Below are 19,749 nucleotides of genomic sequence, written 5' to 3' on the forward strand. Positions count from 1 at the left end.
CGTGGTGGGTTCGGCTCGACAGGAGTGAGATAAAACAAAATTCAAGGGAGTAAGGGTATAAGAGAATGAGGGGATAAGGGAAAATCGCGAGCACCAACTGTGCTCATGAATTGTATTGCCTCATAACCTCATCCCCTTATAACCTTATCACCTCGTATTAACTTCTTCCTCGTATTTTCCCCCCTCTTCTGTTATTATCTCCTTATGCAATGGACCATCGTTGGACTCGGAAATCCAGGCTCCGCCTATATGCACACTCGCCACAATGTCGGGTTTCTTGCCGTTGATGCGATGCGCGAGAAATTCTCGTGCGATCCAGGATGGAAGAAGCGTCTGTTCGCTAAAGCAGTGACCGCTGATGGCACGATCGCAGATACGCCCGTGCAATTTATCTTGCCACAAACCTACATGAACCTTTCCGGTGTTGCAGTGCAGAAATTTGTAAAGACACCCGAGGCAATCGCACACATGATCGTCATTCACGATGATGTCCATCTCCCTATCGGAACACTCAAGATTTCCACTGATCGCGGTGACGGTGGACACAATGGCATCACTTCGCTCATGGATACATTAAAGAGCAAAGCCTTCATTCGCATCCGCGTCGGCGTTGCTCCCGCAAAAATTGAAGGCATGGAAGTTCAGCGCATTAAGCTTGATGATTATGTGCTCGGAAAATTCAAACCTGAGGAGCGGGAAACACTCGAAGCCCTCTTTCCAAAGATACGAAATATCGTTGAGCATATCATCACTAAGGGACTTGCTGATGCAATGAATGTGTACAATACAAAATAGCGCGCGTAAGCGCTTTTTTGCTTCTTGGACAAATATAGAGCAAGTATTTGAACACAGAAATCACCCTTGCGTCAATACACTTTTACAAGCTACTATTAGACCATGAATAACATTGATCTTCGCACAGGAAACCCAGAGCCAAATGTACCAGAGGAGTCACCGGAGCCCGTAAAGAAGCCTACGAAACTCGCTCAAATCATTGACGCATTACGTTACATTTTCATCGCTCTTATTGTGGTCATCCCTGTGCGCGCATTCGTTGCGCAGCCATTTATCGTTCAGGGTAATTCGATGTATCCGACACTCCACAATCATGAGTACCTCATTGTGAATGAAATGGTGAAGCTCACCCAAGACTATCGTCGTGGTGATGTCGTTATCCTCCATTATCCAAATGACCCTTCACGCTACTTCGTAAAGCGTATCATTGGACTCCCCGGTGAAACGGTCAGCTTCGAGGGAACGACAGTGACTATTTCGGGACCTACCCATCCAAAGCCTTTTGTACTCGATGAGCCATATGTTGCGGACTCTCAAAAAATGAACAACAAGCTCACACGCACACTAAGTAATGATGAGTTTTTTGTCTGTGGTGATAACCGCTCACAGAGTTCTGACTCACGTATCTGGGGACCAGTTCCTCGCAACTACATGGACGGGCGTGCACTCATTCGCCTCTTCCCCTTCTCCGTCATTGCACTCAACCCTGGTAGCCTTTCCGAATTCGGTTCACCCTATGCAGCAGATCATGCCCCAAAGGCGACAAATTAATGGATAATCTTCCGCCACCTATGCCAAAAGAAAAGGCCACAACAAAAACAGCACCGACAACAAAAACGAAAACAAAGCATAGCAGTGCTGAGCTTGAAAAATTCCATGGTTTCGCAGAGAAGGCTGCAGAGATCGCACTCTACTATGGATTCGCACAACTTCGTGCGGTACAGCCAGACGAAAATGGAGTAATCCAGCCACCACAACCTAAGATCATCCAGAAGAAAGGTGCTCCTGCAAAAGCGAAGACATCTATTGATGAGCCAATTGAGGGCATTTCGCCGATCATGCACTCGTACATTGAACAAGGCATGCAGACATTCCCTCAGCCGGTGAAGCTCTACTGTAATGGCACATTGCAGCACGAGGAGGATAAGCAACCCGCACCACGATCTGCGCCGGACGAGTTTGCGCTTGAAGTGCTTGGCTCTACGCGCTCCATTTCGGATGCGATGGTCATCTTCATTGCAATCATCGCGCTCCGTGAAGTAGGATTCTCAAATGTATTTGTCGATATCAACTCACTTGGTGATGTTGAAAGTCGTAAGGAATACCAGAAGCAACTCCTCATCTACTATCGCAAGGTGTCATCGCACTTGTGTGCCGACTGCCGTCACAACATGAAGTCTCATGTACTCGCGCTCCTTGAGTGCGAGAAGCCACAGTGTCAGGCGCATAAGGAGAAAGCACCGCAAACGATTGCACACCTTTCAGTTGAATCAAAGCAGCACTTCAAGGAGGTGCTCGAGTTCTTGGATGCACTCAATATCGTCTATCGCATCAACACAAACCTCGTACGTGGTCTCGACTTCTATACTCATACAGTATTCGAACTCTCTGAAATGCCGACAGAGGATGATACGGCAATACCCGAAGTATTTGGCGCCGGTGGTCGCTACGATGGCCTCGCGAAGAAGCTTGGTTCGAAGAAAGACATTCCTGCAGTAGGTTGTACGCTCAATATTCCAAAGATTATTGCGCATAAGCACTATAAGCCTGCAGCAGCGCGCTCGCAGAAAAAAGCAAAGATCTATTTCATCCAGATTGGATTCGAAGCAAAGCTCAAGAGTATGGAGGTTTTGGAACTCTTGCGTACTGCGCGCATTCAGGTAACCCACGCACTCGCGAAGGATTCCCTCATGCAGCAACTTGCTACCGCAGAGAAGTCCGGCGTTCAACATGCAATCATCTTTGGACAGAAGGAGGCGATTGATGGTACCGTCATCATTCGTAATCTTGATACGAGGAGCCAGGAGATTGTCAAAATCAAAGACCTTGCCGATCATATAAAAAGGGAGATGAAGTAAGACGGGAAGAAAAATTCTAGGTTATAAGGGGATAAGGTGATGAGGGAATAAGGGTCACACTAGTGCGCCGACGGCACACTTCCCTTACCCCCTTATTCCCTCATCACCTTATAACCTTTGCATTAGCGGTGCCTCCTAGCCCCGCCCACCCCTTGCGCATTCCTTTAAATATGATAATATAACCCCACTTATGAGCATGATCGCAGAAGTAAAGCGCCAGAGCAACGAGTCAGCATCAAACCTGCTTCGTCGCTTCACAAAGCGCACTCAGCAAACCAACGCACTCACAACAGTACGCGGAAAGCGTTACCATGAGCGCGAACTCTCAGATCTTAAGAAGAAGCGTGGTGCACTTGTGCGCCTTGAAAAGCGCGATGTCTACGAGAAGATGAAGAAGCTTGGTAAGACGATTGAAACAAAGAAGCGTCGCTAAGAATGAACCCGCCTAAGCGGGTTTTTTCTTTTTCCGAAAATATTCAAAATTTTGGAAGTGTCGCAAAATATGTTACTATATATGCACGATATGGAAACTTTCTCGATTGCACAGACCACCAAAGAGCGCATTCCCAATATCCCCTTTGCGCGTCTTAAAGAACTCACCCTCGGCAAGAAGTTCAATTGTTCACTTGCCTTCGTTGGAGACAAACGTGCGCAAACCCTCAACCGTATCTATCGTAACAAAGAGTACATTCCAAACACACTTTCCTTCACTCTCGATGATGAAAATGGAGAAGTGTTCATCAACCTCAAAGAAGCAAAGAAACAGTGTAAACAACGTGAAGAGTCATACGAATACTATGTTGCATTACTCTTCGTGCATAGCTGCCTACATTTGAAAGGAATGGAGCATAGCGATATAATGGATCAAACAATGGAGAAGATTCTTGCACGCGCAGGTATCAAGAATTCATTTTCGGCGATAGCGTAAATACACCTCACACCCATGGCACAACGAATAATCACAGGAATTGATTTGGGCTCGCATACCATTCGCGTCCTCATCACCGAATACAACGATACTGCACGTCCAAAAATCTTGGGTGCAGGTATCGCAGAAAGCCGAGGCCTCCAAAAGGGGTATGTTTGGAATATCAGGGAGACGGCCGCAGCAGTACGCACCGCGCTCAATGCTGCAGAAGAACAAGCAGGGCTTCGCGTAACAGAAGCATATATTGCCATAGGTGGTATTGGGCTCGAAGGTGTGCAATTGAAGGGTGAAGCTACTGCTTCGCGTAGCGATGGTATCTTTACGGAGAATGAGCTCGATCGTTGCATGACCTATGCACAGAACCGTCTCCCCGAGGCAGAGAACAAGGTCATCCTCCACAACTTCCCTATTTCCTACAACATCGATGGTAAACCCGCACCCGTCACGACCCCTGTCGGCATGAAGGGTCTCAAGCTCGAGGTGCAGTACCTTTTCGTCACCGTACTCAAGCAGCACCATGATGCAATTCGCGAAGTGATGCATGAAGCAGGAGTCGAGATTGCGAATGTCTACCCTGCTCCAATTGCAACTGGTCTTGTTGCGCTCTCACGTAAGCAGATGACCAGTGGTGCAGTACTCGCGGACATCGGTGCAGAGACACTCTCGGTCATCATTTTCGAGAATCAAGTTCCTATTTCACTCGAGGTCTTTGATACGGGTTCAGTCGCACTTACGGGTGACATCGCGAAGGGTCTCCATGTATCCATTGAAGAAGCAGAGGAGATCAAGCTCGGTGCACCTCATCGTTTCCCAACCAAGAAGATTAGTGAGATTTACAGCAAAAACCTGAGTGACCTTTTCGCACTCGTGACAACACACATCAAGCGTGTCGACCGCGATAATCGACTACCAGGCGGCATTGTACTCACTGGTGGCTACTCACGTATCGAGGATATTGCAGAGTTTGCATCGGGCGCAGTCGATCTTTACGCAACAACCGATACACCACTCACTTCCGGACAAAAGAGTATCTTCAATGATACGTCATTCCTTACTGCATATGGACTCTGCCTACTTGCAATCCAAGATGATTACGAGACTGCTGAGCGCGATATCCCATTCATGGCACGCATGAAGAAAACTATCGCGTCACTTTTACATCAATTGTTGCCCTAATTGAAAATAGCGCTCAAAGCAAGGGTTTTTCAACCCTTGTTTTTTGTTTGGAGAATATGCGAAGCGAGAAAAATTCATTGCCTTTTAGTCGCCTTCTGTTATACTGAGTCCATTACTCAAATACCCCCTATCGGAGGAAACGATGTTTTTACTATGGCTAAGGTGAACCCAGAAATCGAATCATTTGCACGCATTAAGGTAGTCGGAGTTGGCGGCTCAGGCGGAAACGCAGTCAATCACATGGTTGAGGCAAAGGTGACCGGCGTTGAATTCATCGCCGTCAATACTGATGCACAAGATCTCCATCGCAACCGCGGTGGTCGCAAGATCCACATCGGCAAGAACCTCACCAAGGGTCTCGGTACTGGAATGGATCCAGATAAGGGACGTCGTGCTGCAGAGGAAACACAACAGGAAATCCAGGAGGCACTTCGCGGTGCAGACATGGTTTTCATCACTGGTGGTATGGGCGGCGGTACGGGTACCGGCGCATCTCCTGTCGTAGCCAAGACTGCACGCGAACAAGGTGCACTCACTATCGGTGTCGTCACCAAGCCATTCTTCTTCGAGGGTACACAGCGTATGAATCTCGCAGACAAGGGACTCGAGTCTCTTGAATCAGAGGTCGACGCACTCATCGTCATTCCGAACGACAAGCTCTTCGATATCAACAAGGAGAAGATCACCATGCTCAATGCATTCGCTCAGGCGAACGAAGTATTACGCCAGGCCGTTGAGGGTATTTCTGACCTCATCACTACCCCAGGTATCATCAACGTCGACTTCGCAGACGTCCGTAAGATCATGGCCAATGCGGGTACGGCCCTCATGGGTATCGGTATGGCAACTGGCGAGAACCGCGCAACTGAGGCTGCTCAGATGGCAATCAACTCACCACTTCTTGATGTCACCATCAACGGTGCACGTGGAGTTCTCTTCGCAATTGCAGGAGGCGAGGACATGACTATGCAAGAAATCCAGGAGGCCGCACGCATTATCACCGAGTCAATCGATGCAAATGCACAGGTCATCTTCGGAGCAATCATCGATCCAAAGCTTCGTAAGGGTGAACTCAAGATTACCGTCATTGCAACCGGCTTCCCTGATTCAATGCGTACACGTCGCGTCATCGGTATCGGTGCACGTAACAACAGTGGCAATCAGCAGCCAATCATCAACATGCAGCCACAGCAGGTGCGCCAGCAGGCAGTACCACAGTACCAGCAGCCTGAACCTGTATATGAGGAAGAAGTCGATGAGTATGGAGTTGAGGAAGAAGAGAATGAGGACTCAGAGCCACTCTTTGCCGCTGCTCCTGTCCAGGACGCACGCAGCACCCACAAGGATGCGAGCCATGCGATCTACAACGCACCATTTCATAGCGAGCGACCTCAGCAGGCCCCAGCACCACGTGTTGTCCCTGCAGAGCCCGCAGATGATGATGACGAAATCACCATCTTCCCATTCATGAAGCGAAACCGAAAATAAAAACACCGCAAGGTGTTTTTATTTTCTATTTCCCTGTCGCGCTAACATCAGAACCAGCAGGTGCCGAAAGTCCAGAACATCTCCAATTAATTTCTGCTGTTTTTGTCTCCTCACTCACGACACAAGCAGGATTACATCCCGGTCGCGTAGCGTTGAGATTCGCGTCATACCACCATGTTTTTGAGTTTGGATTGTATGTTCCAGCAGCAAGCACCTCCCCTCCTTTCACACACGATGCCTCTGCGATAACTCGCGCCTCTGCCTCGGTGAGTAGACTGACTACTTCTGGACACGCTGCAAACTCACAATTCGGCCCACTACGTCCAACCGCAGATCCATCCGGACAAATCTTCGCTTCCATTGTACAGCCAATCTGCCTCTCCCCCATAAAATTATATTTATATATTCCCACCCCCAACACCACCAGAACCAAAACAGCAAATATAACCCAATATTTATTCATACTCCAATTTTACCACACCCCCGAATCCCGCAACAAAAAACACCGTAAGGTGTTTTTTGAATCAGCGAGTATGTATCCCGCATTCCAGAGCACAGAATTGGGATGCAATTTGTCTTGCTGGAGACGAGCGAACTCGAAGGAGATGGGCTCGTCGCCCATTGACTGAGTCGCTCGGCGAAGCAAGGCAAAGTGCGCCCAATTATGCGGTCTGCGTCTTCACTGCGATGTAGATGTCTTCTAAGGCCTTCACCGCATCGCCTACCGCGATATTGTTTTGATGATAAAGCCCATCCGTACAATCCCCTGCTGCCCAAATGCCTGGAGTACTTGTCCTCTGACTCTTTGGATCCGTGACGACATGTCCGGTCTTATTGAGCTCCACAACACCCTCCAGGAACTTTGTTGATGGCAATGCGCCAATCTCAACGAATACTCCTGTACATGGAAGCTGATGGGTTTCGCCCGTGAGCGTATCCTTGTAGGTAAGACCAGAAACAAACTGATCACCCTCGACTGATACAATCTCGGTATTTGTAATGCCCTTCATGTTTGCATGTGCGAGCACGGCTGCAACCGTACTTGGATCTGCACGATACTCAGCACCACGCTGCAGAAGCGTCACCGACTTACAGTATGCAAGGAGTTGTGCTGCCGACTCGAAGGCTGCATTACCGCCACCAATGACCACAACATCAGCACCACCAAACATCGGACCATCGCATGATGCACAATAGGTCACACCCTTATGTTCGAACTTATCCGCTCCAGGCACACCGAGCTGACGACGATGACTCCCTGCAGTCATGAGGACGGTCTTGGTTTCGATAGACTTGCCATTCTCCGTCTTCACGATGAAGTGGCCATCCTTCTTCTCGATGCCATTCACCTTATCACCCTCAGTGACATCAACAATATCCTCCTTGTAGGCAAAGAGGTGCTTCTTCAAATTCTCCGCGAGTTCAAGTCCAGGGATCTCCACCGTACCGATCCAGTTCTGAATACCACTAGAAACGGTCGACTGACCACCAAACTCATAAGTAACAAGATGGGTCTTCAGGCGCTTCCTGGCAGCATAAATACCCGCTGCAACGCCCGCTGGCCCACCACCAATGATTACAAGGTCATACATAACATTCAAATGAATATACTAATGTAATTAGTATAGCACAAAAGGCCTCAAAAAGACTGGATTTTTTCTGGAAATATGTTAGGATTATCAAACATTCGACCTATTTCTGCTCCGCAAGGAGCCCAAAATATGGATCGTTTGTATCTAGAATTGTTCATATTGGCCCTATTGCGACAGCCTTCGAGCTCCGCGAGAAGGCGCGAGGATATTTATCGGCGGTGGCCGATTCCTCTAGCAATATGGCCAACCTGGTTCGCGAAGCGATTGGCCCTATCGTCTAACGGTTAGGACAGCGCCCTTTCACGGCGTAAATCGGGGTTCGATTCCCCGTGGGGTCACAAAAGGTAGAATGCAAAAACGCATCTCGAAAGAGTGCGGTTTTTGCATTCTAGGAAGCAAACTGCTTTGCTTCCGTACCTTTTGTGAAGCCGGAGCATGTTTTGTCTTCAAAACGGCGAGGCGGGGTCGCGAGCACTTGGTAGATTGAGAATACTTGGAGCAATCTACTTAGTGACTTGTGACACAAGAGAGCTATTCCAGAGTGCGCAGCACACCTCATCCTTCGGAGTGCGCGAGCCGAACGACGCTAGATATACCCCACGCTGGAGTCGGGAGCCTGTTTTTAGTTTGCCGCGAATATAGTAGCCGAAGCCTGAAGCAGCCCAACTATTACAAGTCCGAACGTCAGCCACTTAATCCATTTTGTGTATGATTCGTTACTCCTACTCAATCTCTCATTTGATTCGATGATATCATTGACCCCCAAGCTGAGAGCATCTTTTAAGTCACTAGAGCTCAAACTAATTTGTAGTTTCAGTAGGCCAAGTACTTTAGTTAACTCTTCCGATTTCCTAGCAGACAAGTCTCCGACAGCAGCCTTGAGTCTATTATCCGCACCCGTCTCATTTCCAGAAATATATGATTGAATAATTTGCTCAGAGTTCATGGTTAATGTTTTTATTAATTGTATTAATATTACTAGCCAATGGTGGCATTTCTTGGAATTAGTTTCTCTGAACTTTACTCGTAAACATGTCCAAAAATCTCTCCAGAAATAATCAACTCAACATCTTGGCCCACCTCTTCCAGTGCGCACAGCACCCAACAGAATTTCCGTGCGGGACCCTTCAGGGTGCGTGGCATCGCGACACGAGATGTCACCTAGCGTGGCCATAGAAGTTGTAAACTATAAAATTAAAATCGCACCACGCTAAATCTAGCTACATATGTTCCGTACTCATCGAGACGACCTTTAGTTAGATTTTCATAAGTTCTATATCCTAGATAGAAAGGTGATTTTGTTGTTGCGGAAACTAATGAAATGTCCCTACCTGTGATTTTAAATTTAGTTGCCCTCTTACAATACTTAATCTCTCCATTACTATCTGAAACATATGATGCCTCTGGAAACATACCATCAACTGTTGTACCTTCAATACTCAGATTGTAACTTCGCACTAGATATTCGCTACTATCAGTAATTATAAACTTATAGCAATTGTCATCGTATAGATCGAGAAGAATGGTATAGGTCGTTGGCGTTTTGAAAGTCTGCGAAACTTTATCTTCCGATGGTGATTGACCAAGTGATTTTGCTACAATTTGGTAGTTGTAAGTTGATCCCTTTGTTAAATCTTTGATACTCACTGAATGTCTTGTTGCAATACCTTCAACAGAATCAAAGTTCTGACCATCAAGAATAACAGACGACCTTGCCTCTACTGAAGTATTCCAGGTTATAACCACAGTCCGATCAGCAACAGTTGCTTTTGCGTCATTTATTCTGAGAGGACCCGAAGTAGGAGGTGTCGGCAAAACCTTTCCTTCACTCCTTGCAGCCGGAGTTGTTGATTGAACTTTCTTTATAGCACCACTAGGTAAAGAACCCGCCTGCAACGAAGCTGGCTCGCTTGGTGTAATTTGCCTAGAGTCCATCTCTCCTGCCACAGTTCTTGGCAATTTTTCTTCTTTCGCTGAATTTGAATCTGATATTACATCTGAGACTTTTGCGTTACTTTTATGTTCATTTAAATTTTGTTTATAAACTTCTGCACCGAAGTAGAAAACTCCGAGGATTACAACCGACAGGAGAATAGTCACCTGTAAGGATAATTTATTTATGTGATTGAACATAATATTCAAGGGATTAGAGATGGGGGCTTATCACTCACTCATCTTCAGTCTACTCCCCCTATCAAATTCTGCAATCTCCTAAACTATAGCCCCCCTAGATAACTTTCACTGCATCAGTATTTTGGTGGCTGTATTTTTTTATAGTACCCGTGGACTCACCAAAAGCGTCAAGCCTCCTCCGTAGACTACTCAAAACACCCTCTGTCAAGATCATTTTTGCTTGATCAAACTACCCTTCTCTGGTAAAATACACGTACGATATGGCTAAAGATACTAAAAAAATAATCCGAGTCGCTGAGCTGTTTGCAGGCGTTGGTGGTTTTCATATTGGCCTCGACAGAGCGTCTAAAGGCAATTCTAAAGCTAAATTCCACACTACATGGGCTGACCAATGGGAGCCTGCTTCAGGTAAGAATCAACACGCAGCATGGGTGTATCAGAATTTTATAAACAGCAAAAAACTTACCACCAAACTCTGTAATGACAATATTTGGGATATTGTCGGAACGGGAGACTCTATATCAGAGCGAATAGACGAACCAAAGGAATTTGAAATTCTTACAGGTGGATTCCCCTGTCAGGACTACTCCGTTGCTCGCCCCCTGAGTCAGTCTGCAGGACTCGAAGGAAAGAAAGGTGTTTTATGGTGGAGCATCTACAAGCTTCTCCATAACGCACAAGTAAAGCATCCAAAAAAGCCAGCACCATATATTTTCCTCGAGAATGTTGATCGACTAATTAAGTCACCTGCAAGTAAGCGCGGGAGAGACTTTGCAATCATGCTTTCGAGCCTTAGTCAGCTCGGATACATAGTTGAATGGAGAGTGATTAATGCTGCAGAATATGGATTCCCTCAGCGCCGCCGCAGAACTTTTATTGTTGGCTATCATAAGTCATCTACGATTGCCAAAGAGATATTAAAAGAGAAAGGATTTAATTTAGAGGTATTGGTTAAATGGGTTGAAAATAAAGGAATCCTCGCTGAGGCCTTTCCTGTTAATTCAACCGAGGAAGCAGGGCACTTTACAATTGGCGAGGACCCATATGAGATTACGAAAAATTTCATACCAGAAGCAATTGACGGTAAGGTGAACCACTCTGACCCGTTCAAGAATTCGGGAATGATGATTGACCTACACGTATTTACTGAAAAAGTAACGCCAAGGTATACAGGTAGCTATGTTACGCTTGGGGATATTGTTGGAGCAACTATCGAAAAGGAGGTTCCGGAAAACTACTACATACATCCCGACAGGGTGCCTGCTTGGGAAAAGCAGAAAGGCGCCCATGATTATGACCGCACTTCGAAGTCGGGTCATACTTATCGATATAAGGAGGGCGCAGTCCCATTCCCGGACCCACTCACAAAGGCATCGCGTACTATTGTTACAGGAGAAGGCGGAAGTGGCCCCTCACGAATGAAGCACGTTATTGATATCCGAAAAAAGAAGGGTTTCCCTAATGGAAGGACCATCAATGGCGTAACATATGTCTACCGACGTCTCATACCAGAGGAACTTGAACAACTCTGTATGTTTGACAGAGGACATACTGAATTCATGGATGTCGAAGGAAAACACGAGCTTGAACGTGCGTCGGACGCGAAAAGAGCCTTCTTTATGGGCAACGCACTCGTAGTTGGAGTAATTGAAGGCATAGGAAAATCTCTACTAAAAAGAATCGTAAAGCATGAAAACAAATAAAACACCATTCGGTGTTTTATTTGTTTTCATCTGGCCAGACCCGCATGAATGAGCCAGTCGACATGCGACAACTGTTCTCTAATATAATTCCCAGAAAGCCAGAAGGCTAAGCGTGTTATCTCTTGACCATTTGGCAGAGTATCTGCATCTGACTTTTTAGAAGAATTCGAATGCCCCTTAGTACCCTTAGTATTGAGAAAAATAATATGACCAGTACCTTTACATAGTGCTTTTAAATTAGAAGACTTTATTGCCTCAGAAGCATAATTCCAATCTTTTTCACACTGGCCATCTAGGTCATTGGCGCCAATTGTCCAAAGCTTAGCACCAAGCAAGCGGGCACCCTTACCGTCTTTATTATCTTCAAATATGACAAACAAGAACCTAGATTGCACAGTATCACGAAAAGTAACATAATCACCACCAGATTCATCATCAGGAATCCAAGACTGATTTATCAGTTCATCGAGCGAAACTTGGGCAAAAGAAATATTTTCATGAAGTTTACCCTTACTGTTAACGCGGATTGTCTTTAAGATTGTTCCCGACTTTTCAAACTCTAGAGGCAAAGAGCCACCTGGCAATATACCCAACATTTTACGAACGTATCGACTACATCTATCTTTTGCTTTTGATTGGTAGCCCAATACAGTTGAGATCTGGTCTTCATACATACCAAGATATGGCGAAATCTTATCCGCAACTGCTTTTTCTAATTCTGACCACTCGCTTCGGAATACAGAATGACCCTCTTTCAATTGTCGATATACTCCAGTTAGATATGAATTTTTTAGAGCAAGTCTCCTCATTCTTGCCCTGGTTTCCGATCTTGGCTGAGCAACGAGTGCTGTATGTTTTCCGCCTCCACGACATGCCTCAATATACTTTGTTGCCCCAGAGGTTATCTCATGAGCGCGACCATCTTCAACGTATTTAACGAGTATTTTCCAATCATTCTCAATAACGGGAATATCTACAGCAGGTACACTCCACAACGAGACAAGGTCAATTTTGTAATCAGGATATTTCTTCAGTTTGTCGTAGATATAAAATATAAATAAAACTTTTTTGAATTTCCCGAATAGCGCACTTTCGTAGATTGTAGTACCTATCATTTTGCCAAAGTTCAGAGTTGAAATCACAAGCCTTTCCTTTGCAACAAACTCCTTACTTTTCACCAACTGCTTTAATCCGGTTGATTTAATCTCTATCCCTGATTTTTCTATATCTGGACCTGAGCGGGAGTTATTTGGTATTCGAAAATATGATTCTTCGACTGCTCCACCAAAATCTCCCTTATTTGCCGTAGAATACTCTTTCACTTCTGTAAGTACCCCACTGAGAGTCTTCCCCTCAAGGAGTTTTCCATAACTTAAAACAGAAGCCTCGCTTGAGTCATCATATGGCAATTGCATACAATTAAGATACTATACCTGTTACGAATGTAAAGACGGAGCAATTCTAATAGACTCGAACATCAACTTCAGAAAAACCATGAGTTGATACTATGATATGCCCACGAATCCGAATCGCAAGTATGTTTGCGGAATCTAGTAATCGACTTGTTAATGCAATATCTTCTGATGAAGCGGAAATTTCACCCGATGGATGATTGTGTGCCAAAATTACCGAAGCAGCAGAAAGTCGTATGGCTGGCTCAAACACCTCACGTGGATGTACGAGCGAACGATCAAGTGTCCCGACTGAAATGATCTGTCTCTCAATCAGTCGGTTTTGTGTGTCGAGATAAAAGGCAACAAAGTGTTCCTTCTTTGACCCTCTAAAATCAGCACAATGCTGCCAAACATCTTTGGCTGAGAGTATTTCTATTGTCTCTTTTTCCTGTAGTCGATGAGCAATTTCAAGCAGTGCAATAATTTGCAATGCCTTTGTCTTTCCAAGTCCTTTAATCTCCTCAAGACCCTTGAGACTCGGTTGATTATTATTCTTTTCTACATATTTGAGCACGCTCCGTGCGAGCGAAAGTACATTCACCCCCTTTATTCCTGACCCAAGAATTATTGCGAGGAGTTCCTCAGTTAGGAGGCGCTGCACTCCATACTTAGCTAACTTTTCTCTTGGTAATTCCAACTTATGTAATTCCTTCAACTTCATTCATGCAATCATATCATTTTTTATAGTATAGATGAAGTTTCCTCGGCATACAAAAAACCGGCCTCAGCCGGTTTTTGTATCTACTTTATCACCCCCGCCAAATGCAACAATTCAATAAACAACCCCAGCGGAACGATAAACAATGCCCATCCAAGCGAAAGACCAATTGGTGACTCCCACTCATGCCACTTCGTGCGGCGCTTTGCCCAATAATCCTCATCAGAGGTCAACAGGCGCTCTTCCTTTTCTTCTTGATTCATAGAAATTTGAGAAATTAATAGAATAGGTCATCTCTCCGACCATAAAGACAACTGATTCCCTTGCTTTTCTCGATCGGGGCTCCATTCATCGTCTCAAGGGAAAGACAGGAGCACTAGATCCAATACATCGATTATAACCAGTTTTCATTACTAATCAACCCACAGTACTTGCCTTCCTTTCATTATTATCTGAGACTAAACAGCAGTAAAAAAACCGCTGATTGCTCAGCGGTTTTGCATTGAAACCTTACGGCCTCGTAATGAACGTGTACTTTCTCTCCTCGCAGAGGAACTCTGCCACCTCAGCCATTTGCGAAAAGGTGACCTTATTGAGCTCATCAAGAAACTCTTGCAGGGAGCTGATACGCTGATCAGCAGCAAGATCTTCCGCTGCGGATTCAACGAGAGCTTGACCGGAAAGGTCAGTCATTAAACATCCCTGCTTAAGTGCATTGAACTTTCTCAAAAAGAGATCATGCTGCTTGGGCACCTTTTCAATACAGGCCTGCACGAGCGAATCGATTGAATCGATTGCGTCAGGGCTGACTTTGCCGGAGATAGTGTACTCGTAGAGATCCTGAAAATTTGCTGTACCTGGCGAGAAGTTGTAGGAGCAACCAAGATTCTCACGAACCTCTTCGAAGAGGATAGCCCTCAGCATTGTATTAAACACCTTACGTGCATGCCAAGGAAAATCAGCAGGAAATGCCCAAGCAGCTTTGTAGCTGGCCTGGTCAACACTGAGATTCGTGTACTCGGAAACTCTTACCACCTTCGTGCGCTCACCCGAAGGCGCCTGCGGAGTAAACGGATGGGGAATGCGATTGCGCACACCATCCTTACTCACCGCAAACGGACTGCGTTTGAGCGCAGAAATGAGATCAAGAGAGGCGACTCCTCCTACAACTGCGAGGCTCATGTTCTCGGGAACGTAATACTTGTCGTAATACGCCTGGAGATCACTCTCCGTAATGGCGAGAAATTCTTCAGGGCGACCGAGCGGACGGCACCATGTTCCGAGACGGTGCCCGGAATACAGCGCCGCACGAGTACCGAGGTCCCATTCGAGCATTTCCTTGTAGGGATAACGCTCATTGTATTCTCGCTCAATGACACTACGTTCGCGCTCAATGTGCTGACTGAGTGTCGCACCGGTGAGCATAGCACCAAACATGTTCAATGCGCACTGAAGAGAATCAGCATTTGCCGCCACTTCAAAGCCATAACGTGTTGAGTAGTAACCCGTTGAACCCAACTTGGCTCCACCACCGCAAGAATCGAAGAAACGAATCATCGAATCACAGCTGTGACCGGGAACATTCTGCGACACAAGATGCTCAACGAAGTGAGCAAGCCCGGCCTTACCATGAACGTCTTCGCGGCTTCCCGCATGCACGACAGCTTCCAGCTTCACCCAGGGACGGTCCCAAAATACATGGTGTACCTCAAGGCCGTTCCAAAGCGTGTGCTTTGTGAATTCTGCATAAGGATCGTACATGACGATCTCCTTTTTAAAAAGGTTTTAAAATGAGCAAAAATGTACAATTTAACTAGAAAATTATAACATAAATATCGCATTTTAGCAATAGCTCTCCTATTTCTCTCTTTTGTGCATGATCCTTACTTGTGTACAAAATTTAATCAGCGCTCCTTGCCACCCCTCCTCATATGCGCTAGTATGACCGCAGCCACTTCTTTCTTCCCATGGAGCGCCCATGACACAGACAGCCCCCCTTATGTCCTACTACCCCCGCTGCTGGCCGCAAAGCCTATTGGGCAGCAATGCCCGATGAATGCTTCGAAGCGCTCACCTTCGGCGAGCTTTCGGTCGGCGACCTCTTCATCTTCCTGCCAACCCCGGGTGACAATGAGGGCCATGGCGGGCTCAAAGTGACCCACAACATCTTCAAGAAGACCGAGGAAAATGTACTCGCGCGCAGCGGCCTGCCCTATCGCTACCCCATGGGCAGCGCCGTGAATGTTCATCGCAACCTCACTAGCAATTTTCAGCACTCCCTGGCTGTGCTCCGGCTTCAATAGCCAATTCCCCGCTTCGGCGGGGAATTTCTTTCATTGACTTCCCCTCGAAGTGTATTAGTGTTAAAGCAGAATAAAAATGGAGCAGCCATGACCCCGACAGAACGTAAGGAATCCTGGTCGGCACTACCCGCATCGTATTTCGATGCATACACCTTCGGTGAGCTCAAGGAAGGGGCCCGTTTCATTGTGCTCCCCCGCCCTGGCGACAACCGCGGAGGAGGAGGATTCAAAATTCCTCGACATATCCTCATTAAGACATCGTCCCTTGCTACGGAAGGCAGGGAGAACCGTCCTGTGAAGGATAGCGGGATAGCAAAACCAGAGGGCCGAAGAGATGAATTCGTCATCGATAACTCCACGGCAATTCTTATGATCTTCTCCTAGGAGCTTCCATGGCCGTCCTTCGGCTTCAATAGCCAATTCCCCGCTTCGGCGGGGAATTTCTTTTGCATGCTATAATTTCCTCATGACATGGCTTGGACCCAATACCGTCATCTATCAAATCTTCATTGATCGTTTTGCAGTACCAAAACCTCCACTTGATCCTACGCATCCCGAGATAGATCCGGGTGACAAGATGGCTCGCCCTGATGACACGAAGCCGATTTTCTGTGGCGGCACATTGCGCGGCATCATTGAACACTTCGACCACCTCAAGGGTCTTGGCATCAGTGCGATCTGGCTCTCACCCTTCTACAAAGGAGAAGCATATCACGGATATCACCCCACTGATCTCTACGCAGTGGATCCACACTTCGGTACAGAGGAAGATCTCAAGGAACTCATTGCGCTCTGCCACAAGAATGGGATAAAAATTATTGCGGACTTCGTGCCGAATCATGTTTCGGACAAGCATCCCTACTTCCTTGATGCGCAACGAAACTTCATGAGTAAATATCGTGATTGGTTCTACTTCACGAACTGGCCAAATTCATATCTTACTTTTCTCAGTGTAAAAGAGCTCCCAAAGCTGAATCTCGAGAATCTCGACACCCGTGCCTATATCATCGAGGCAGCAGAGAAGTGGATGGATATGGGATTCGATGGCTTACGCCTTGACCACATCCAGGGGGCCTCAGATGGCTTCTGGAAGGCGTTCTTTGGAGTCATGACCACAAAGTACCCTGACGCAGCGTATATCGGTGAAGCTTGGCTCGATGGAACAACATTGAAGCACCTCAAAACGATCAATACTCCGAATAAGCTGCTCGCATGGCTTCGTGGCACGCCTTACCTCATGCAGCATTACCTCGAGTTCTTCCCAAGTGTGCTTGATTTCGAGTTCATCTCTCTTGCACGAAAATATGCTGAAGGTAAATTGAGACGAGATCAGTTCCACGAGCAAGCTGTCCTTCATGCGGGTAGCGAGTATAAGTGGAGCACTCCAACCTTCCTCGACAATCACGATACGGATCGCTTTATGTTCGTCGTTGGAAATGATGTCGAACGTTACAAGGATGTAGCACGCATGCAATTCGAACTTCCTCTTCCCGTCATCATCTACCAAGGGGCGGAATTCGCTATGAGTCAAGATAAATGGAAGGATACCTACCACGACAATGGCGATCTCGTTGCTCGGAGAATGATTCCATGGCAAAAAGGTAGCGGATTGTTGTATGACTTCTATCGAGACCTGATCCACAAGAAAACCAATCCACAAACATAAAACCGCATGGCCCTCGCCTGCGGTTTTAACATGCATTCCTATCAAAGTTTTCGAGCGCCTTCATGAGTGCGGGTATCTTCGATCGCATATATTTTTCGCCCTCTTTGATTCCCTTTTTCGCATCAGCAAACTCTTTCCATTCGGCTTTCCCTACAGGTGGTTCAATGATGAAGTCCGCGGTCTTCGTATTTGCATGTGCGAGATGCTGCCTTAACGACATAATGGAATTGTCAGCAATCTCGTAGAGGCTGAGTGATCCCTTTGACTTCGGTCGTCCAGAAAAATAGTCAGCGTCGAGATTAACTGCAATAACAAACCCTGCACCCATCTCGCGTGCAACGTCAACAGGAACCGGCACCGAAAGACCAGCATCGGCAAGCAACCTCCCCTCACGTTCTGCGGGCTCAAAGAGAACGGGCACCGAGGTACTCGCTCGGATTGCAGTCGAAAGTCTTCCTTTTTGTATGCACACAGCTTCTCCCTTACGGATGTCCGTCGCCATAATAGCAAGCGGAGTCTTCAGCTCGTCAAAATCAACATGCCCAACATGTGACTCTATATACTTGAGCACATTCGTACCACTCACAAGACCCTTCCCGAATGCGGGCTTATAAAGGGAAAGAATTTTCCTCCAGTCATTTGCTGCAATAACTTTTTCCACCCAATCAATGTCATTATTCACTGCATAAAAACCACCTATCATCGCGCCGATGCTTGCGCCCGCAATATAATCTATAGGAATATTGTGCTCGAGCAGCACTTTCATAATGCCAATATGCGCAAGGCCGCGTGGTCCGCCAGATCCGAGCGCGAGTCCAATTTTGGGATAAGTAGAGGCCATATAGGATAATGATAGCATAAATCTGATATACTAACTGTAACAATGAATAAAAGACTTATTATTGCAATGAACAAGGTCATCGCACTCAGTGCAATTATTTTTGCCGTGAGTGCTGTGTTTATCTACAATGAACAACTAATTGGATGGGTGGTTTTTGGTCTCGGATTACTCTGTCTCGCTGCTTTGAAGTTATTCAAGATCGAAGTGAAAAGCGTATGGCCAGATATTGTCTTTGGTCTTATCGACAACGGATTCCTTGCGCTTTTTGCAGTCATCGGTGGATCCATCGCGGGCGTATCTGGAGCAATCATCGGCGGCGCAGTTGGTAATGCAATCACCGATGGCATAGCGGGCGTATTTGAAGGCCATATGGCCGAGCGCCTCCGCGAGCAAAATATTTCTGAGTCAAGAACAATGCTCGGCTCCTCAGTAGGTAAAATGGCAGGGTGTCTACTTGGCGCAGGTGTCGTACTCATTATCGCAGTGCTGATTAATCCGAAGCTGTAAAAGTAAAACTCCAGAGGCCTACGCTTCTGGAGTTAAACTTTCTGTGCACCTTGGAGGACTAGGATACAGAGCAGAACGCTTCGCGTGCTAAATCAGATTTTGACTCGCCCCTTTGTCACTAAGTATTCTGCTCCAAGCATTCGCAGAATACTAAGTGCAAGTAGGGCCAGGGCTCGGCCACGACCGCTTCGGTCGGAATCTCAGCGGCCGGCTTCGCGGCCTCCGCCCTTCGAGTCCTCTACCGCCTCAAAAACGAAACCACCTAAATGCTTTGCATTTAGGTGGTCGTTTTGTGGGCGATAGAGGACTCGAACCTCTGACATCTACAACGTCAATGTAGCGCTCTACCAACTGAGCTAATCGCCCGATTTGAAAATATTATCAGAAAATGAGTTATTACGCAAGCCATATTTTTAGCCAAATAATT

At 46.5% G+C, this 19,749-nt stretch carries 20 protein-coding genes and 2 tRNA genes; 13 read left to right on the forward strand and 9 right to left on the reverse strand.

Annotated elements, in window-relative coordinates; genetic code table 11:
• Window positions 1-204 precede the first annotated feature (204 nt).
• The 7 genes from pth (at window position 205) to ftsZ (ending at window position 6,465) form a co-directional block, all read left to right on the forward strand.
• A complete protein-coding gene (pth, locus tag VJ579_03950; GenBank protein ID HXK38193.1) occupies window positions 205-795 on the forward strand; it encodes an aminoacyl-tRNA hydrolase in 591 nt (196 codons plus the stop codon).
• A gap of 102 nt (window positions 796-897) precedes the next feature.
• Entirely contained in the window at window positions 898-1,566 is a 669-nt protein-coding gene (lepB, locus tag VJ579_03955; protein ID HXK38194.1) for a signal peptidase I, read from the forward strand.
• Between the two features lie 20 nt (window positions 1,567-1,586).
• On the forward strand, window positions 1,587-2,873 hold the full coding sequence (locus VJ579_03960) for an ATP phosphoribosyltransferase regulatory subunit (protein ID HXK38195.1): 1,287 nt from the start codon (window positions 1,587-1,589) through the stop codon (window positions 2,871-2,873).
• A gap of 190 nt (window positions 2,874-3,063) precedes the next feature.
• Window positions 3,064-3,306, forward strand: coding sequence for a hypothetical protein (locus VJ579_03965; protein ID HXK38196.1), 243 nt, complete (start codon window positions 3,064-3,066; stop codon window positions 3,304-3,306).
• 90 nt (window positions 3,307-3,396) lie between these two features.
• Window positions 3,397-3,801 (forward strand): rRNA maturation RNase YbeY, encoded by a 405-nt coding sequence (gene ybeY / locus VJ579_03970; GenBank protein ID HXK38197.1) that lies wholly within the window; start codon window positions 3,397-3,399, stop codon window positions 3,799-3,801.
• A 15-nt stretch (window positions 3,802-3,816) separates the two neighbouring features.
• On the forward strand, window positions 3,817-4,977 hold the full coding sequence (locus tag VJ579_03975; protein ID HXK38198.1) for a cell division FtsA domain-containing protein: 1,161 nt from the start codon (window positions 3,817-3,819) through the stop codon (window positions 4,975-4,977).
• A gap of 153 nt (window positions 4,978-5,130) precedes the next feature.
• Entirely contained in the window at window positions 5,131-6,465 is a 1,335-nt protein-coding gene (gene ftsZ / locus VJ579_03980) for a cell division protein FtsZ (GenBank protein HXK38199.1), read from the forward strand.
• Window positions 6,466-6,490: 25 nt separating this feature from the next.
• On the opposite strand, the gene VJ579_03985 is transcribed toward ftsZ, so the two are convergent.
• Window positions 6,491-6,826, reverse strand: coding sequence for a hypothetical protein (locus tag VJ579_03985; protein ID HXK38200.1), 336 nt, complete (start codon window positions 6,824-6,826; stop codon window positions 6,491-6,493).
• Between the two features lie 301 nt (window positions 6,827-7,127).
• Window positions 7,128-8,057, reverse strand: coding sequence for an FAD-dependent oxidoreductase (locus VJ579_03990; protein ID HXK38201.1), 930 nt, complete (start codon window positions 8,055-8,057; stop codon window positions 7,128-7,130).
• Window positions 8,058-8,323: 266 nt separating this feature from the next.
• On the opposite strand from VJ579_03990, the gene VJ579_03995 reads away from it, so the two are divergent.
• Window positions 8,324-8,395 (forward strand) — tRNA-Glu (locus VJ579_03995).
• Between the two features lie 856 nt (window positions 8,396-9,251).
• On the opposite strand, the gene VJ579_04000 is transcribed toward VJ579_03995, so the two are convergent.
• Window positions 9,252-10,190, reverse strand: coding sequence for a hypothetical protein (locus VJ579_04000; protein ID HXK38202.1), 939 nt, complete (start codon window positions 10,188-10,190; stop codon window positions 9,252-9,254).
• 260 nt (window positions 10,191-10,450) lie between these two features.
• On the opposite strand from VJ579_04000, the gene dcm reads away from it, so the two are divergent.
• Window positions 10,451-11,893 carry a DNA (cytosine-5-)-methyltransferase gene (dcm, locus tag VJ579_04005; protein ID HXK38203.1) on the forward strand — a complete coding sequence of 481 codons (1,443 nt, stop codon included), beginning with the start codon at window positions 10,451-10,453 and terminating at the stop codon, window positions 11,891-11,893.
• Between the two features lie 26 nt (window positions 11,894-11,919).
• On the opposite strand, the gene VJ579_04010 is transcribed toward dcm, so the two are convergent.
• The 4 genes from VJ579_04010 to VJ579_04025 all read right to left on the reverse strand — a co-directional run bounded on the left by VJ579_04010 (window position 11,920) and on the right by VJ579_04025 (window position 15,766).
• Window positions 11,920-13,308, reverse strand: coding sequence for a MutH/Sau3AI family endonuclease (locus VJ579_04010; protein ID HXK38204.1), 1,389 nt, complete (start codon window positions 13,306-13,308; stop codon window positions 11,920-11,922).
• Between the two features lie 46 nt (window positions 13,309-13,354).
• The gene (gene radC, locus VJ579_04015) at window positions 13,355-14,008 is read right to left on the reverse strand and encodes a DNA repair protein RadC (protein ID HXK38205.1); all 654 of its coding nucleotides are present in this window, start codon (window positions 14,006-14,008) and stop codon (window positions 13,355-13,357) included.
• Window positions 14,009-14,088: 80 nt separating this feature from the next.
• Complete coding sequence (locus VJ579_04020; GenBank protein HXK38206.1) at window positions 14,089-14,268, reverse strand: hypothetical protein; 180 nt, start codon at window positions 14,266-14,268, stop codon at window positions 14,089-14,091.
• A gap of 247 nt (window positions 14,269-14,515) precedes the next feature.
• Window positions 14,516-15,766, reverse strand: a complete 1,251-nt coding sequence (locus tag VJ579_04025; GenBank protein ID HXK38207.1) for a pitrilysin family protein — start codon at window positions 15,764-15,766, stop codon at window positions 14,516-14,518.
• A gap of 284 nt (window positions 15,767-16,050) precedes the next feature.
• Here VJ579_04025 and VJ579_04030 point away from each other — a divergent pair, with 284 nt between their 5' ends.
• The 3 genes from VJ579_04030 (at window position 16,051) to VJ579_04040 (ending at window position 17,974) form a co-directional block, all read left to right on the forward strand.
• Entirely contained in the window at window positions 16,051-16,308 is a 258-nt protein-coding gene (locus tag VJ579_04030) for a hypothetical protein (protein HXK38208.1), read from the forward strand.
• 87 nt (window positions 16,309-16,395) lie between these two features.
• Window positions 16,396-16,692 (forward strand): hypothetical protein, encoded by a 297-nt coding sequence (locus VJ579_04035; GenBank protein HXK38209.1) that lies wholly within the window; start codon window positions 16,396-16,398, stop codon window positions 16,690-16,692.
• Between the two features lie 82 nt (window positions 16,693-16,774).
• Window positions 16,775-17,974: an alpha-amylase family glycosyl hydrolase gene (locus VJ579_04040; GenBank protein ID HXK38210.1), complete on the forward strand. Its 1,200-nt coding sequence runs from the start codon at window positions 16,775-16,777 to the stop codon at window positions 17,972-17,974.
• A 25-nt stretch (window positions 17,975-17,999) separates the two neighbouring features.
• Here VJ579_04040 and VJ579_04045 read toward each other — a convergent pair whose 3' ends face one another.
• Window positions 18,000-18,815: a patatin-like phospholipase family protein gene (locus VJ579_04045; protein HXK38211.1), complete on the reverse strand. Its 816-nt coding sequence runs from the start codon at window positions 18,813-18,815 to the stop codon at window positions 18,000-18,002.
• A 42-nt stretch (window positions 18,816-18,857) separates the two neighbouring features.
• Here VJ579_04045 and VJ579_04050 point away from each other — a divergent pair, with 42 nt between their 5' ends.
• On the forward strand, window positions 18,858-19,322 hold the full coding sequence (locus VJ579_04050; GenBank protein ID HXK38212.1) for a hypothetical protein: 465 nt from the start codon (window positions 18,858-18,860) through the stop codon (window positions 19,320-19,322).
• A gap of 293 nt (window positions 19,323-19,615) precedes the next feature.
• On the opposite strand, the gene VJ579_04055 is transcribed toward VJ579_04050, so the two are convergent.
• Window positions 19,616-19,688, reverse strand: a tRNA-Val gene (locus tag VJ579_04055).
• Between the last annotated feature and the right edge of the window lie 61 nt (window positions 19,689-19,749).

It is taken from the genome of Candidatus Paceibacterota bacterium, from assembly GCA_035583355.1.
Taxonomy (GTDB): Bacteria; Patescibacteriota; Minisyncoccia; order Phycocordibacterales; family UBA6899; genus JAJZQJ01.

Excerpts from the sequence above, each read along its gene's own strand:
- VJ579_04045 (HXK38211.1), bottom strand. The coding sequence starts at position 18,815 with ATGGCCTCTACTTATCCCAAAATTGGACTCGCGCTCGGATCTGGCGGA.
- VJ579_04040 (HXK38210.1), top strand. The coding sequence starts at position 16,775 with ATGACATGGCTTGGACCCAATACCGTCATCTATCAAATCTTCATTGAT.
- VJ579_04030 (HXK38208.1), top strand. The coding sequence starts at position 16,051 with ATGCCCGATGAATGCTTCGAAGCGCTCACCTTCGGCGAGCTTTCGGTC.
- VJ579_03985 (HXK38200.1), bottom strand. The coding sequence starts at position 6,826 with ATGGAAGCGAAGATTTGTCCGGATGGATCTGCGGTTGGACGTAGTGGG.
- VJ579_03990 (HXK38201.1), bottom strand. The coding sequence starts at position 8,057 with ATGTATGACCTTGTAATCATTGGTGGTGGGCCAGCGGGCGTTGCAGCG.
- VJ579_03965 (HXK38196.1), top strand. The coding sequence starts at position 3,064 with ATGAGCATGATCGCAGAAGTAAAGCGCCAGAGCAACGAGTCAGCATCA.
- ybeY (HXK38197.1), top strand. The coding sequence starts at position 3,397 with ATGGAAACTTTCTCGATTGCACAGACCACCAAAGAGCGCATTCCCAAT.
- radC (HXK38205.1), bottom strand. The coding sequence starts at position 14,008 with ATGAAGTTGAAGGAATTACATAAGTTGGAATTACCAAGAGAAAAGTTA.
- ftsZ (HXK38199.1), top strand. The coding sequence starts at position 5,131 with ATGGCTAAGGTGAACCCAGAAATCGAATCATTTGCACGCATTAAGGTA.
- VJ579_04035 (HXK38209.1), top strand. The coding sequence starts at position 16,396 with ATGACCCCGACAGAACGTAAGGAATCCTGGTCGGCACTACCCGCATCG.
- dcm (HXK38203.1), top strand. The coding sequence starts at position 10,451 with ATGGCTAAAGATACTAAAAAAATAATCCGAGTCGCTGAGCTGTTTGCA.
- VJ579_03960 (HXK38195.1), top strand. The coding sequence starts at position 1,587 with ATGCCAAAAGAAAAGGCCACAACAAAAACAGCACCGACAACAAAAACG.
- pth (HXK38193.1), top strand. The coding sequence starts at position 205 with ATGCAATGGACCATCGTTGGACTCGGAAATCCAGGCTCCGCCTATATG.
- VJ579_04010 (HXK38204.1), bottom strand. The coding sequence starts at position 13,308 with ATGCAATTGCCATATGATGACTCAAGCGAGGCTTCTGTTTTAAGTTAT.
- VJ579_04000 (HXK38202.1), bottom strand. The coding sequence starts at position 10,190 with ATGTTCAATCACATAAATAAATTATCCTTACAGGTGACTATTCTCCTG.
- VJ579_03975 (HXK38198.1), top strand. The coding sequence starts at position 3,817 with ATGGCACAACGAATAATCACAGGAATTGATTTGGGCTCGCATACCATT.
- lepB (HXK38194.1), top strand. The coding sequence starts at position 898 with ATGAATAACATTGATCTTCGCACAGGAAACCCAGAGCCAAATGTACCA.
- VJ579_04020 (HXK38206.1), bottom strand. The coding sequence starts at position 14,268 with ATGAATCAAGAAGAAAAGGAAGAGCGCCTGTTGACCTCTGATGAGGAT.
- VJ579_04025 (HXK38207.1), bottom strand. The coding sequence starts at position 15,766 with ATGTACGATCCTTATGCAGAATTCACAAAGCACACGCTTTGGAACGGC.
- VJ579_04050 (HXK38212.1), top strand. The coding sequence starts at position 18,858 with ATGAATAAAAGACTTATTATTGCAATGAACAAGGTCATCGCACTCAGT.